This is a genomic window from Hydrogenophaga sp., from assembly GCF_011772445.1.
Lineage (GTDB): Bacteria > Pseudomonadota > Gammaproteobacteria > Burkholderiales > Burkholderiaceae_C > Hydrogenophaga.
Map to the genome: position 1 here is coordinate 19,545 of NZ_WVZN01000009.1, position 13,540 is coordinate 33,084.

Annotated in this window: 14 protein-coding genes; 10 read left to right on the plus strand and 4 right to left on the minus strand. The window is 63.5% G+C overall.

Features of this window, described 5'->3' with window-relative positions; genetic code table 11:
* The first annotated feature begins 10 nt into the window (after nt 1-10).
* From gyrB to GTO19_RS03685, 7 genes are all read left to right on the plus strand, one after another.
* A complete protein-coding gene (gene gyrB / locus GTO19_RS03660) occupies nt 11-2,587 on the plus strand; it encodes a DNA topoisomerase (ATP-hydrolyzing) subunit B (RefSeq protein ID WP_291017184.1) in 2,577 nt (858 codons plus the stop codon).
* A gap of 378 nt (nt 2,588-2,965) precedes the next feature.
* Nucleotides 2,966-3,277, plus strand: coding sequence for a type II toxin-antitoxin system HigB family toxin (locus tag GTO19_RS03665; RefSeq protein WP_291017187.1), 312 nt, complete (start codon nt 2,966-2,968; stop codon nt 3,275-3,277).
* Nucleotides 3,274-4,488: an ImmA/IrrE family metallo-endopeptidase gene (locus tag GTO19_RS03670; protein ID WP_291017189.1), complete on the plus strand. Its 1,215-nt coding sequence runs from the start codon at nt 3,274-3,276 to the stop codon at nt 4,486-4,488. Before GTO19_RS03665 ends, GTO19_RS03670 begins: the two co-directional genes overlap by 4 nt.
* A gap of 253 nt (nt 4,489-4,741) precedes the next feature.
* Nucleotides 4,742-5,044: a multiubiquitin domain-containing protein gene (locus GTO19_RS03675; protein ID WP_291017192.1), complete on the plus strand. Its 303-nt coding sequence runs from the start codon at nt 4,742-4,744 to the stop codon at nt 5,042-5,044.
* Nucleotides 5,004-6,221 (plus strand): ThiF family adenylyltransferase, encoded by a 1,218-nt coding sequence (locus GTO19_RS03680; RefSeq protein WP_291017194.1) that lies wholly within the window; start codon nt 5,004-5,006, stop codon nt 6,219-6,221. The genes GTO19_RS03675 and GTO19_RS03680 overlap by 41 nt, the downstream gene beginning before the upstream one ends.
* A gap of 19 nt (nt 6,222-6,240) precedes the next feature.
* Entirely contained in the window at nt 6,241-6,603 is a 363-nt protein-coding gene (locus GTO19_RS22380) for a DUF6527 family protein (protein WP_363302850.1), read from the plus strand.
* Between the two features lie 334 nt (nt 6,604-6,937).
* Entirely contained in the window at nt 6,938-7,174 is a 237-nt protein-coding gene (locus GTO19_RS03685) for a hypothetical protein (RefSeq protein WP_291017197.1), read from the plus strand.
* Nucleotides 7,175-7,228: 54 nt separating this feature from the next.
* On the opposite strand, the gene GTO19_RS03690 is transcribed toward GTO19_RS03685, so the two are convergent.
* Complete coding sequence (locus GTO19_RS03690) at nt 7,229-8,035, minus strand: hypothetical protein (RefSeq protein WP_291017200.1); 807 nt, start codon at nt 8,033-8,035, stop codon at nt 7,229-7,231.
* A 102-nt stretch (nt 8,036-8,137) separates the two neighbouring features.
* On the opposite strand from GTO19_RS03690, the gene GTO19_RS03695 reads away from it, so the two are divergent.
* The 3 genes from GTO19_RS03695 (at nt 8,138) to GTO19_RS03705 (ending at nt 11,205) form a co-directional block, all read left to right on the plus strand.
* Nucleotides 8,138-9,019 (plus strand): alpha/beta hydrolase, encoded by an 882-nt coding sequence (locus GTO19_RS03695; RefSeq protein ID WP_291017202.1) that lies wholly within the window; start codon nt 8,138-8,140, stop codon nt 9,017-9,019.
* A gap of 221 nt (nt 9,020-9,240) precedes the next feature.
* On the plus strand, nt 9,241-10,503 hold the full coding sequence (locus GTO19_RS03700; RefSeq protein ID WP_291017205.1) for a hypothetical protein: 1,263 nt from the start codon (nt 9,241-9,243) through the stop codon (nt 10,501-10,503).
* Nucleotides 10,504-10,566: 63 nt separating this feature from the next.
* Nucleotides 10,567-11,205 (plus strand): hypothetical protein, encoded by a 639-nt coding sequence (locus GTO19_RS03705; protein WP_291017208.1) that lies wholly within the window; start codon nt 10,567-10,569, stop codon nt 11,203-11,205.
* 4 nt (nt 11,206-11,209) lie between these two features.
* On the opposite strand, the gene GTO19_RS03710 is transcribed toward GTO19_RS03705, so the two are convergent.
* From GTO19_RS03710 to GTO19_RS03720, 3 genes are read right to left on the minus strand one after another with little or no spacing between them, the layout of a single operon-like run.
* Nucleotides 11,210-12,097: a DMT family transporter gene (locus GTO19_RS03710; RefSeq protein WP_291017212.1), complete on the minus strand. Its 888-nt coding sequence runs from the start codon at nt 12,095-12,097 to the stop codon at nt 11,210-11,212.
* A 1-nt stretch (nt 12,098) separates the two neighbouring features.
* A complete protein-coding gene (locus GTO19_RS03715) occupies nt 12,099-12,797 on the minus strand; it encodes an EthD family reductase (protein ID WP_291017215.1) in 699 nt (232 codons plus the stop codon).
* Nucleotides 12,798-12,820: 23 nt separating this feature from the next.
* Nucleotides 12,821-13,531, minus strand: coding sequence for an ABC transporter ATP-binding protein (locus GTO19_RS03720; protein WP_291017218.1), 711 nt, complete (start codon nt 13,529-13,531; stop codon nt 12,821-12,823).
* Between the last annotated feature and the right edge of the window lie 9 nt (nt 13,532-13,540).

A 13,540-nucleotide genomic window follows, 5' to 3' on the forward strand; every position in this document is an offset into this window, starting at 1 on the left:
GAAAGTTCCTATGTCCGACGCTTCTTCGAGCCCCGAAAGCTCCAATTTCCAGCCCAAGATCGACGCCAACCAGGCCGGGGCAAGCGAAGGCTACGGCGAGGGCTCCATCCAGATCCTCGAAGGCCTGGAGGCCGTGCGCAAGCGCCCCGGCATGTACATCGGCGACACGTCCGACGGCACCGGCCTGCACCACCTGGTGTTCGAAGTGGTCGACAACTCCATCGACGAAGCGCTCGCCGGCCACTGCGACGACATCGTCGTCACCATCCACACCGACAACTCCATCACCGTGGTCGACAACGGCCGCGGCATTCCCACGGGCGTGAAGATGGACGACAAGCACGAGCCCAAGCGCAGCGCGGCCGAGATCGCGCTGACCGAGCTGCACGCGGGCGGCAAGTTCGACCAGAACAGCTACAAGGTCTCCGGCGGCCTGCACGGCGTGGGCGTGAGCTGCGTGAACGCGCTCAGCAAATGGCTGCGCCTGATCGTGCGTCGCGAAGGCAAGGTGCACCAGCTCGAGTTCGCGCGTGGCTTCGTGCAAAACCGCATCGTCGAGTCCAACGCCGAAGGCATCGAGATCTCGCCGATGAAGATCACGGGCGACACCGAGAAGCGCGGCACCGAGGTGCACTTCCTCCCCGACACCGAGATCTTCAAAGAGAACAACGACTTCCACTACGAGATCCTGAGCAAGCGCCTGCGCGAGCTCAGCTTCCTCAACAACGGTGTGCGCATCCGCCTGCTCGACGAGCGCAGCGGCAAGGAAGACGACTTCTCCGGCGCCGGCGGCGTCAAGGGCTTCGTCGAGTTCATCAACAAGGGCAAGACCGTCCTGCACCCCAACATCTTCCACGCGCTGGGCGACCGCCAGAGCGACCAGGGCACCAACATCGGTGTCGAGGTCGCCATGCAGTGGAACAGCGGCTACAACGAGCAGGTGCTCTGCTTCACCAACAACATCCCGCAACGGGATGGCGGCACCCACCTCACCGGCCTGCGCGCCGCCATGACGCGCGTCATCAACAAGTACATCGAAGAGAACGAACTGGCCAAGAAGGCCAAGGTGGAAGTCACCGGCGACGACATGCGCGAAGGCCTGTGCTGCGTGCTGAGCGTGAAGGTGCCCGAACCCAAGTTCAGCAGCCAGACCAAGGACAAGCTCGTCTCCAGCGAGGTGCGCGGCCCGGTGGAAGACGTGGTGGCCCGCCTGCTGACCGACTACCTGCAGGAACGCCCCAACGACGCCAAGATCATCTGCGGCAAGATCGTCGAGGCCGCGCGCGCCCGCGAAGCCGCGCGCAAGGCGCGCGAGATGACGCGCCGCAAAGGCGTGCTGGACGGCATGGGCCTGCCCGGCAAACTGGCCGACTGCCAGGAGAAAGACCCGGCCCTGTGCGAGCTCTACATCGTGGAGGGCGACTCCGCCGGCGGCTCCGCCAAGCAGGGCCGCGACCGCAAGTTCCAGGCGATCCTGCCGCTGCGAGGCAAGATCCTGAACGTGGAGAAGGCGCGCTACGAGAAGCTGCTCACCTCCAACGAAATCCTGACGCTCATCACCGCCTTGGGCACCGGCATCGGCAAGGCCGGCACGGGTGACGGCAAGGACGACTTCGACGTCGCCAAGCTGCGCTACCACCGCATCATCATCATGACCGACGCCGACGTGGACGGCGCGCACATCCGCACCCTGCTGCTCACCTTCTTCTACCGCCAGATGCCCGAGCTGGTCGAGCGCGGCCACATCTACATCGCGCAGCCCCCGCTGTACAAGGTGAAGAGCGGCAAGGAAGAGCTCTACCTGAAAGACGCCGCCGCGCTCGACGGCTTCCTGCTGCGCATCGCGCTGAAGGAAGCCAAGGTGCTCACCGGTGGCGCGTCCAACGCCACCCTGGAAGGCAGCACGCTGGAAGAACTGGCGCGCAAGCACCAGGTGGCCGAACACGTCATCGCGCGCCTCTCCGCCTTCATGGACGCCGAGGCGCTGCGCGCCGTGGCCGACGGCGTGACCCTGGGCCTGGACGACATGGAAGCCGCGTCCGCCAGCGCGCAAGAGCTGCAGACCAAACTGCGCGAGCTGAGCACCACCGGCGTGCCCGCCACCGTGACGGCCGAGTTCGACCAACGCACCGACAAGCCCGTGCTGCGCATCAGCCGCCGCCACCACGGCAATATCAAGAGCAGCGTCATCACGCAGGACTTCGTGCACGGCGCCGACTACGCGGCCCTGGCCGAAGCCGCCAACACCTTCCGCGGCCTGCTGGGCGAAGGTGCCAAGGTGATGCGCGGCGAGGGCGAGCGGCAGAAGGAAGAGCGCGTGAGCGACTTCCGCACCGCCATGCAATGGCTCATCAGCGAAGCCGAACGCACCACCGCGCGCCAGCGCTACAAGGGCCTGGGCGAGATGAACCCCGAGCAGCTGTGGGAGACCACCATGGACCCGGAGGTGCGGCGCTTGCTGCGCGTGCAGATCGACGACGCGATCGAGGCGGATCGGGTGTTCACGATGCTGATGGGGGACGAGGTGGAGCCGCGGCGGGATTTCATTGAGACGAATGCGCTGAGGGCGGGGAATATTGACGTTTGAGGTGGTGGGCGTGCCGCTGGCGGCGCGCGGCCACGCCGACTCAGGAAAGCCCAAAGCTTTCTAAGTGCCAATGCCGCCTTCGATGCATTAATGAAGAAGCGGCGTCCGCTTCAGACTGGTTGCGGCCAGCTGAGTCGGCTCCCTTCACGTCCGATCTGCGCCACGTCGCAGTCATTCGGATGCTGGTCTTTTCGATGTCGATGGCTTGCGTGAAACGACGCCATGGCTAGATAGAACGGCCCCCAACCAGATCCGCGACCGCAGCTGAAACAACCTCGGACAAAACCGAAGCCTTGCGCAGGCCGTTTGCGACTTTTAGGCGCGGCCTTGACATCCCTTGTAGGGATGGGCACAATTTATCCCATAAAGGGATATGACATGCGGCTCTACGGCACCTCCAAGCTAGCTAAATTCGCGGAAGCTCACCCGTCTTCGCGGGGGCCTTTGGCCACTTGGCAGCTAGAAGTCGAGGAGGCGACTTGGTCGGGACCGGACGCTGTTCGTGCCCGCTACCTGACAGCTGTCGTCGAGCCGATTCGCGTGGTGTTCAACATCAAGGATTTGTACAAGATCGACGTGACAACCCGCTTTGAACGAGGTGTTCTCTTGGTTGAGAACGTTTGGGCTGTAACGCTGGCTCCAGCATTGCGGCGTTCGGCAAACAGCGCAGCAATGGGGAGCCGGGCATGAAGCATCAAGTGCGCGTCCTGAAGACCGACGAAGAACTTCAGGCTGCCTTGAAACGTTTGTCTATGCTGATGTCGACAGAGCTGTCCACCGGCTCGGACGAAGAGGCCGAGTTCGAACTGCTCGAGCTGGTGATCGGCGCTTACGAACGCGATCATGTGCGCCGTCCATTTGTGTCTGCGCTGGAGGCGATCAACTTCCGGATGGAGCAGCAAAAGCTCACGCGCAAGGATCTGGAGCCGTTCATCGGCTCCCAGTCCAAGGTGTCTGAAGTGCTCGCAGGCAAGCGGCCGCTGAGCTTGCAGATGATCCAACGCCTGCACAATGGCCTGGGAATTCCTGCAAAGGCGCTCATCGATGGCTCTTCCCACGACGAAGCCACGCTTGAACTGGCTGACTCGTACCCCATCGAGAAGCTTCCGCTGAAGGAAATGCGCGAACGTGGCTTGGTTACGAGCACGGTGCGAGATGCCGCTGAGAAGCAGGTGCGAGCATTCCTCGAGCGCGTTGCCCACTTGGCACATGAACCGGCCTTGCTGCGCGCTCCGCTCCACCAAAGCGGGGGGCGAACGATGGACACCCACGCATTGTTCATCTGGCGTGCAGTGGTCGTGGATAAGGCACACCAGAACCCCCCGCAAGGCATCTACAAGGCAGGAACCATCACGCCGACGTGGCTGCGCGATCTGGCCAAGTTATCTCGTTTCGAGCAAGGTCCCAAGCTGGCGCAGGAATTCCTGAGCCAGCACGGCATTTGCTTGGTGACGGAGTTGCCGTTCAAGAAAACCTATCTCGACGGCTGCGCGATGCTCGATGGCGATCGCCCGATCATTGGCCTCACCCTTCGGCACGACCGTGTCGACAACTTCTGGTTTGCCTTGCTGCATGAAGCAGTCCATGTGCAAAAGCACTTGACGCCGCAGTGCCGCTTCATTGCCGACAACTTGGACGACAAGGGTCGCGCAGGGCAGTCGCAGGAAGACGAGGCTGACCTGGGAGCACAGGAGGCACTCATACCGCCGGAGCTTTGGGCTGCTGCCAAAGTCCAACACACGCATTCTGCAGAAGACGCCCGAGAACTGGCCGCACTTGCTGGAGTCGCCCCGGCCATCGTAGCTGGGCGAGTGCGCCATCAAACAGGCAACTGGCGCCTGCTGAGCAATTTGATTTCCGAAGCCGGTTCGGTCAAGCCCTGGTTCCAAGTGGTCGCTTGATGGAGCTACCAAACATCAACTCATCGAAATGGAGGTCCGAGTGATCAGCACCAAATAGGAACGGCCGGATGCTGAAGCACCCGGCCGCGGGGTGACGAGCTTGTGACTCGCCGGATTGGCGTTCGCGATTGTCTGCAGCTCGTTGTCTTCCGTCAAGTGTGCGTTCGGCCGCCGGCTAGGCCAGCCGGCACCGTTAGTGGCTTGCCCCATTCGGGGCGGGTCGCTCCATGCCACCCATTAACAGGAAAACAAAATGGGTAACGAGAATCTGCATCCCAAGGGAAACGAAGACGTCGATGGCAAAAGCGCCAGCGACAAGTACGTGACCATCTTTGTCGAAGCCAAACAGCACCGCTGGCCCAAGAACGAGCCCATTTCGTTCGCTCAGGTGGTCAAGCTGGAGGTCCCGGACTACGACCCGGATTCACCAATCACCTACTCAGTGAAGTGGACGCGTGGAAACGGCGACAAGCCGGAAGGCATTCTGGTCCCTGGCGCATCGGTGAAAGTCAAAGATGGCATCCGCTTCACAGTTTCAGAAACTGGTCAGTCGTAACGACGACATCGCGCGCCTGGTCGGGAAGGGATACGCCGTCACTTTCGACAGCGGCTGGATGATCATCCGGGACATCCCCTACCTCGATCAGCAAGGCGCCGAACAGTGGGGTGCCATCGCCACCAAGTTGGTCCCCGTCGATGCTACGGACCTGGTCCAGCAGGAAGATCACACGATCCTTTTCGCGGGCACACACCCCTGCGGTTTGGACGGCGTGCCGATCCCGCTGATCGATGCAGGCACTCACCAGCTGCAGTTGTCTGCGGCCTGTGCGGATGTCGTCGTTCAACGACGCTTCTCGAACAAGCCGCGCATCGCCGGTGCTCTTCATGGCTACCAGAACTTCTACGAGAAGATCGAAAGCTATGTGGGCATCGTGGCTGGTCCGGCCATGGAACGCCATGGCTCCAACCCGCTCACCTACAAGGCGGTCGAGGACATCCCAGAGCCGTCGGTGTTTCGATACCAAGACAGCCTAAGTTCGAAGGCGGAGATCGCTGACTTGTCGGCCAAGTTGAAGGATGACGTCATCGCCATCATCGGCTTGGGCGGCACCGGGAGCTCTGTGTTGGACTACATGGTGAAGACGCCTGTAAGGGAGATCCGTGGCTTCGACGGCGACTACTTCCACGTCCATAACGCCTACCGGTCACAAGGGAAGCTGGAGGAATGGGAGTTGGGGCAACCCAAGGCGGTGGTCTATCAGGGGCGTTATGAGGGTTTCCGCTCAGGCGTGCAGCTGTACAAGCAGTACGTCGATTCGGAATCCGGCCCCGCGCTCGAAGGCGTCACCTTCGCGTTCGTCTGTGTGGACAAGGGGCCAGCCCGGGGGGCCATCTTCGATCTCCTGATCGGTCTTGGGATTCCGTTCATCGACGTAGGCATGGGATTGAAGCGCGCAGGAGGGGCGTTGAGCGGCATGTTGCGCACGACGTACTTCTGTGTAGAAAAAGCTCAGCAGATGCGTGCGATGGGCCTGGCTGAAGTCAGTGAGACGCCGGAGAACATCTACCGCACCAACGTCCAGATTGCCGAGCTGAACGGGTTGAACGCGGCGCTGGCGGTGATCCGCTACAAGCAATTGCGCCAGTTCTATACCGAGGCGACCGCTCAGAGCCATCTTCTGTTCGACTTGTCTGACCTGAAGATGGCGGGGATGACGGCCGATGAGATTTAAGGTTAAACACGTGGTCGCCATGCCGCCCACGCTTGCGCCGGGAATCTTGTACGTGTCTCGGGAATTTGAAACCGCTCATCACCTGTGCGCATGTGGGTGTGGCTCAAAGGTCAGAACCCCCTTGGGGCCGGCCGAATGGCAAGTGGACGAGACACCGCAAGGTGTCACTGTCCGCCCCTCCATCGGCAACTGGCAGTTCCCGTGTCGATCACACTATCTGATCCAGCGCGGTCGGGTGGTTTGGTCTGACCAATGGAGCGAGGCCCGTGTTCGTGCTGGCAGGCAGCGCGATCAGGAGCGGCTCCAGGCCTATCTGGACAGAGAGGCGTCCGCCAAGCCATCCAGCTGGTGGGCCCGGTTTAGACGATGGCTCGGCGTGTAGACGCCGTATGACGCCGCTCGCCTTGGCCGACCTTGATCAGGGCGAGCGGCATTTCTGTCACACCTTTTGGATCAACTCGATCCGCCCATCTTCTCGACTGCATGTGTTCTGGTGGCCGCCTTGTGCATGCGATCAGCACTCGCAGCCCCAGTCAACATTGACTTCGGGGCTTTTGCACCTTTCTCGGCGGTTCCAAGTGCGCAGGGCGCCGACTTTTCCGTTTCGGGTGGACCCGGCCCAGCCGGCGTCCAGTTGACTGAAGAATTTCGGCACGCCCTCAGCAACTCGACGACCGGCTACTTTCCAACTAGTCGCCATCTCGACTTTGTCTTCGTTGGGGCTGGCGAGCAATGTCAGCTACACGTTCAACAACCTCGGTGATGGCGGCATCGACGGCGTCGGCTACACGTTTGCCACCCGCTTCGGGAGCAACGGAGTCGTATTTGGCACGCAGCAACTCGCAGGCGCCATAGCGCAGCTAGTTTTGGGCGGTTATTCAGACGTTGACGCCATCCGCTTCGACAACAACAGCAACCGCCAGGCGAAGCCTCAGCGACCGCAGACTGGCTGAGACCACTCGTTCGCTTTTGAGGTCTCAACGGTTCCAACCCCTGCATTGCCGACGCTACTTCGCGGTCGGAAGCCGCAATGGCTGAAGCTCCAGGTCCTCCCTCGGCACTATGCGCACCCTCTGCATGGACACATCCAGAAATGCGATGTGCGTCTGCGAGCTCTCCAGCAGGTAGCCCTCTCCAACTGGCGAACCATCCCTCAGAAGGCGGATGCACTTGCGCTTGGAGGCTTCACAGCCCTTTTCGAAGTCCTTCGCTTCACGTTGCGCGACGCCTTCACCGATCCCGCGCCCGATCTCCGCGGGGATTCCAATGAATATGACGAGCAAGAAGATGATCGGTAGTGACAACACGCTCATCAGCGCACCAACGGTTGCGACAAGAAGAGACTTTCGGGCCCACTTCGGCAGGCTTGGCATCAGCGTCGACCACTTGCCAAGGGAATCAAACGGATTCCAGGGACTAAAGAGAAGCCATAGGTAGAAGGCCAGACCAATGCCGCTCAACATGACGACGTACCAGTGCTCCAACATCGCCAGGGCCGCAGTCGCGAGAGCATTCGAGATCCCGTAGTACCCCATGGTTACCAGCCAATCCGATGACTTGGGGAAAGGCCCGGTGTCGATGCCCCACTGCGAAAAGTAAGCCTCGTGAAACGCGTTGCCTATCAAATGTAGGAGCACCGCAGAAGCGCCAGTAAAGGCTGTCGCAAAGGCCAGTACGGCCTGCCATGTCCATCTGGGCGTTCTTGGTGGTGGCGCCTTGTCGTCGGCACTTCGCAAGTCGCTGACCACGCTCGTTCCGCCCCCATCAGCCGCGATTGCAGCCCCCACCCCGATCCGCGTTGTCTCGTCGCTCATGAATCACCTCCCTTAGCGGGCAAATGATATGAGTGATGCCGCCCGCAGGCGATATCAAGCTCCGCAACCCCAACAAGGCACGTCACTTGCCGGCGAAGCGGCATGGACTCCCAGCCCGCACACATCACCGTCCAGCATCGCTACATCAACCTCGACGGCCTCGAAGTCTTCCTCCGCGAAGCCGGCCCTCCCTCGGCCCCAACCCTCCTCCTCCCCCACGGCTACCCCTGCTCCTCCTACGAATTCCGCCAGCTCATCCCCTTGCTGGCCGACCGCTGGCACCTCATCGCCCCCGACTTCCCCGGCTGCGGCTACAGCGGCACGCCTGAAAATTTCCGCTACGACTTCGACGGCTACGCCGACTTCCTCGACCGCCTGATGCAGCGCCTGGAGGTGCCGCGCTTCGCGCTGTACCTGCACGACTTCGGTTCGCAGATCGGCCTGCGCCTGGCGATCGCACGGCCGCAGAGCATCACGGCACTCGTCATTCAGAACGGCGACATCTACGAAGACGCCTTGGGCCCGAAGTACGAACCGCTGCAGGCCTACTTCCGCCACCCCACCGCTGAAGCGAAGGCCAAGCTGGCGGAGGCGGTCAGCGAAGAGCGCTTCAAGGACGAGTTCCTCAATGAAGTGTCGCCCGAGGTGGCGATGCGCATCCCGCCCGATCTGTGGCGGCTGCATTGGTCTCTGATGACACCCCGGCGCGGGCAGATCGCCGTGGACGTGATCGCAGGGCTCAAGGACAACCTCGACTGGTTCCCGCGCTACCAGTCCTACCTGCGGGACCACCAACCGCCGACGCTCATCGTGTGGGGCCCGAAGGACGGCTACATGCCGGCGCCTTCCGCGCGCGCTTACCTGCGCGATCTGCCGAAGGCAGAGCTGCACCTGCTGCCCGACGGCGGCCACTGGCTGCTGGAGACGCACCTCGACGAGGTCGCGCGCCTGATGCGCGACTTTCTCTCGCGCACGCTCGGTTAACTGCGGCGCGCCAAGAGGCTGGTAGCGCGCCAGCGCCCTTGCGGACTGCTCGACGGCGCTGCAGGCATGGCCATCGGCTCTCTCGCCGGGCTCCCAAAGATGGAGGATGCGCGCACAGAAGTGCGGCTGCAGACTGCCATGCCCTCGCCCAGAAAGGAGGTTGCGTGAGCCCTTCCTCGCATGCTTCGCTTTGGCTGACGGTCGCTGTCACGATCGCAGCCATGCTGGTACTGGCCGGCTGCAACGGCTACGGACACAGGCAATTCCAGACCGGTCCGCCGGTGGACGATTGGTTCGACGTCGAGGTCGATGACTTTGGTCAGCTTTGGCATTCAGAGCAGCAGAGCGCCGCTCTCGACCGGATCAAGGCAAGCATCGCCGAGACCAACACGATCGTCGTCGCGTTCGCCCATGGATGGCACCACAACGCGCACACCGACAACCAGAACCGAACCGAGTTCAAGAAGGCTGTAGAGCAGGTGCGCGCCACCCTTGCGGCCCCGGCATACATCGCGGCGCGAGAGGGGCTGGGCGCCGGAAAGAGTGTGAGGGTCATCGGCATCTACCTGGGGTGGCGCGGCCGCTCCCTGCCGGGTCTGCTCGACTATGCGACGTTCTGGGGGCGCAAGGCGGCCGCCGAGAGGGTGGGGCAGGGCGCGGTGCGAGAGTTCGTTCTCCGGCTCAATGAGATCTACAAGGAGGCGAACGCCAAAGACAGTCCCCGATTCATGGGGCTGGTGTTCCTTGGCCATTCGTTTGGCGGTCAGGTATTGCACAGGGCAACGGCGTCGGTGTTCGAGGATGACCTGGTGCGGCGGGATCAAACGATTGCCAGGGTCATGGCGCTGGGTGCCGGACAGGAGCGACGCCTGGCTGAAATTCCACCGGTATCTTCCGTCGGCGACTTGGTGATACTGATCAACCCGGCGCTGGAGGCGATGCAGTTCAACCGCATTCACGATCTTTACCGGCAACGCAGCTACCCGCTGACTCAGACGCCGGTGCTGACTGTCTTCTCCGGTGAGGCGGATACCGCACGACAACGCCTCTTCCCTATCGGTAGATGGTTCAGTTCGCTGCTGCGGCCGCCGTTCCGTGACCAGCGACAGCGAGACGAATGGCTGCTCGCGCTTGGGGAGGCGGAGCACCAGCGTACGCATACGCTGGAGCTGAACGCCGATGCCACGCCGATCGAATGGGACCCACAGAGGTACTGCGAGCAGGTGGTTCCAATGGACTTCACCAACCCGAGGACCAACGTTGGCGGCGCGCTGCTGGCACCTGATCCCCGGGCTCCACACATCCCGTACAGCCCGGTGCTGGTGGCCTACAGCGGGCAGGAGATCATTGGGGCACACTCGGGCATCTGGGAGCCGTCGTTCCGCAACTTTCTGGTGGACTACGTGGCGCTCATCGAGGGGAAGAGGCTGTGCTTGCGGGCCATTGCGATCAGGGCCTTGACCCAGCGGCTTCCCAACCGCTGAAACTTCGCGCGGCTCGCGTTCAAGACGGGCCTCCGGTCTGTTGTCATCAGGAGCCGCCACGCCATGGCCCCCAAGCCCGCCACGTTTGCCGATGAATTCCTCGAGAACTACCTGAAGTTCGGGCTGGGTTCCATGCCCAAGTCGGACATCGATGCCCTGGTGATGGCCTTGCTCGATCGCCACGGCCTCGGTGGCTCGGGGCCTCTGGCCTCGCTGAGCAACCAGACGGTGAGCGAGCGGCTGCGCACGCCGGTGGCCAAGGTCAAGAAGCTGCGCTACGAAGCGGCGCTCAAGTTCGGCGGGCGCGTAGAGGACCAGGCCATGGGCCGGCTGCTCGCGGCGCTGGCGGTTGCCACGCTCGAGCCGCAGGAAGACCGCATCTGCCTGATCATCGAAGACACCCTGGCCAAGAACTGGCTGCAGGGCCAGCTCAAGCTGCGCCAGCAGATCTTCGATCACCCCTTCAATTCCGAGCTTATCCGTGTGTCCGCCCACGGCCTGTTCGCGGTGCTGGAAACGCTGTTCGACAAGCAGCAGTTGGCCGCCTTCATGAAGGGCTACGAGGAGGCCAGGAAGACCCAGAGCGCAGCCGAGCGCGTGAAGCGCTTCAAGGCCCTGGCGCGCCAGTTCGTCGAAGGCGCGGCCAAGGCGGCGGGTGGTGGCGTGGTGGCCGTGGTGAAGGCGCACGTCGGCCTGCCTTGAAGGCTCATTGCCTGGGCGCGAATCCCAAGCGCGACCCCACGATCACGGAGCCCAAGCCCACCGCGTGCCACACCGTGAGCGCTTCTCCCAGAAACACCACCGCAAACCCCACCCCGAAGATCGGCACCCAATAGAACCCCATCGCCGTGCGCGCCGCCCCGAGCCGCGCGATGGACAGGTTCCACACCAGCGCCGCCAGCGCCGTCGCCAGCACGCCGGAGTAGAGGATCAGCGACCACGTCGTGGTCGAGGCCTCGGCCAGGTCCGCCAGCCGCGCAGTCGGCGACAACGCGGCGTGCAGCACCAGCAGCACCGATCCGATGACATGGATCACCACGCTGATCTGCAGCACCGTGAAGGCCTTCGACAGCTTCTGCACCGCGATGCCGCCCGAGGAGAAGCACACCAGGGACGACAGGATCAGCAGATCACCCAGGGAGCCGTTGCCCAGTTGCGCGCCCGGCCGGTTGAGGATGACCAGGGCCACGCCCGCGAAGCCGATGGCCACGCCGGCCAGGCGGCGCGCGCCCAGCGCTTCGCGAAACACCAGCGCCGCCAGCAAGGCCGACACCAATGGCCCCAGCGACATGATGAGCGCCCCGTTGGTGGCCGTGGTGCGCGACAAGCCGCTGGCGAACAGGATCTGGTTGCCGTAAACCATGAACAGCGCGCAGGCGGTCAGGCCCAGCAGGTCGCGCCCGCGCAGCGCGGGCAGGCATTCGCGCCGCAGGAACAGCAGCACCGTCAGCGCGATGGTGGCGACGACCATGCGCACCGCAGCCACGGTCAGCACGTCCAGGCTGTCGGTGAGCGCCTTCACCGCCGAGAGGTTGACGCCCCAGATGGCCATGGCCACCAGGAGCAGGGCGTACGCGCGCCGGCCGTCGGCCACGTCAGCCGCGCTCGCCCACCACCACGTGCCGTTCGACGAGGAAGGTGGTGATCTCGGCGATGAACTCGCGCGCGTGGGTCATCAGGGTCTGGCCCTTGGGGGAGGCGAAGGCCTGGTTGAGCGATTCGGTGTCGTCGAACCAGAGTTCGACGATGCCGTCGATGGGCAGGCCGTCGCGCTCCACGGGGTGGCCCTTGGGCGCCTCGCGGCCCACGATGAGGTTCTGGCGGTAGCCGCGCACGCCGGCCACGCGCTTCACCAGGTGCGCGTGTTCCTGGCGCCACTCGGTCTTGAACTCGTCGGGCGGTACGTCTTCGCGCCGTTTCAACAAGGACATGCGCTTGAGCAGCGGGCGATCGGCCTCGGGCTCGATGACCTCCATCTGGTCGATGGTGACGATGCGCAAATCACCGATGAAGTGGTTCTCGTCGGCAATCAGCGCCTGGCCGGCTTCCGTCTGGATGGCCGCCCGCATGGCCTGTTCGCTGTCGAACCAGAGCATGGAGAACCCGTCGAGCTGTTCCGGCCCGCGCGGGTAGCTGAAGCCGCGCTGCAGGCTGTCGGTGACGTGGTTCTGCTCGTAGCGGCGCAGGCCGGGCAGGCGCGCCGCCAGTTCGGCGTGGTGACCGAGCCAGTGGCGGCGGAAGTCCTCGTCACTCCACTCCGGCTTCTTCCTGATCAAACCCGACCGCACGAACATGGGACTTTCCTTCCTGATGGGGCTCAGTGCGAGCCGAGGTAGGCGGCTTTCACCTTCGGGTCGTTCAACAGCTCCGCGCCCGATCCCTGCAGGGTGATGCGGCCGGTTTCGAGCACGTAGGCGCGGTCGGCCACGCCCAGGGCCTGCTTGGCCATCTGCTCGACGAGCAGGATGGTCAGGCCCGATTCGCGCAGCTCGCGGATGGCCTTGAAGATGTCCTTGATGATGAGCGGCGCGAGGCCGAGCGAGGGCTCGTCGAGCAGCAGCAGGCGCGGCTCGCTCATGAGTGCGCGCGAGATGGCGAGCATCTGCTGTTCACCGCCCGAGAGCGTGCCGGCGAGCTGGCCCTCGCGTTCGCGCAGGCGCGGAAAACGCTGGAACTCGCGTTCGATGGCGCGCTGCACGCCAGCCTTGTCGGCGCGGCGCGCGTAGGCGCCGAGCAGCAGGTTCTCGCGCACGGTCTGGTCGGGGAAAACGCCGCGGCCTTCGGGCGAGAGGGCCACGCCCAGGCCCACGCGCTTGTGCGGCGCCAGTCGGGTGCAGTCCTCGCCCGCGATGGTGATGCGCCCGCCGCTGGCGGGCTCCAGGCCGGCGATGCAGCGCAGCAGGCTGCTCTTGCCCGCGCCGTTGGCGCCAATGATGGCGATGACCTCGCCGGCCTTGACCTCCAGGCTCACGCCCTTGACGGCCTGGATGGCGCCATAGGCGACCTCGAGTTGGTCGATCTTCAACATGCTGTGTCC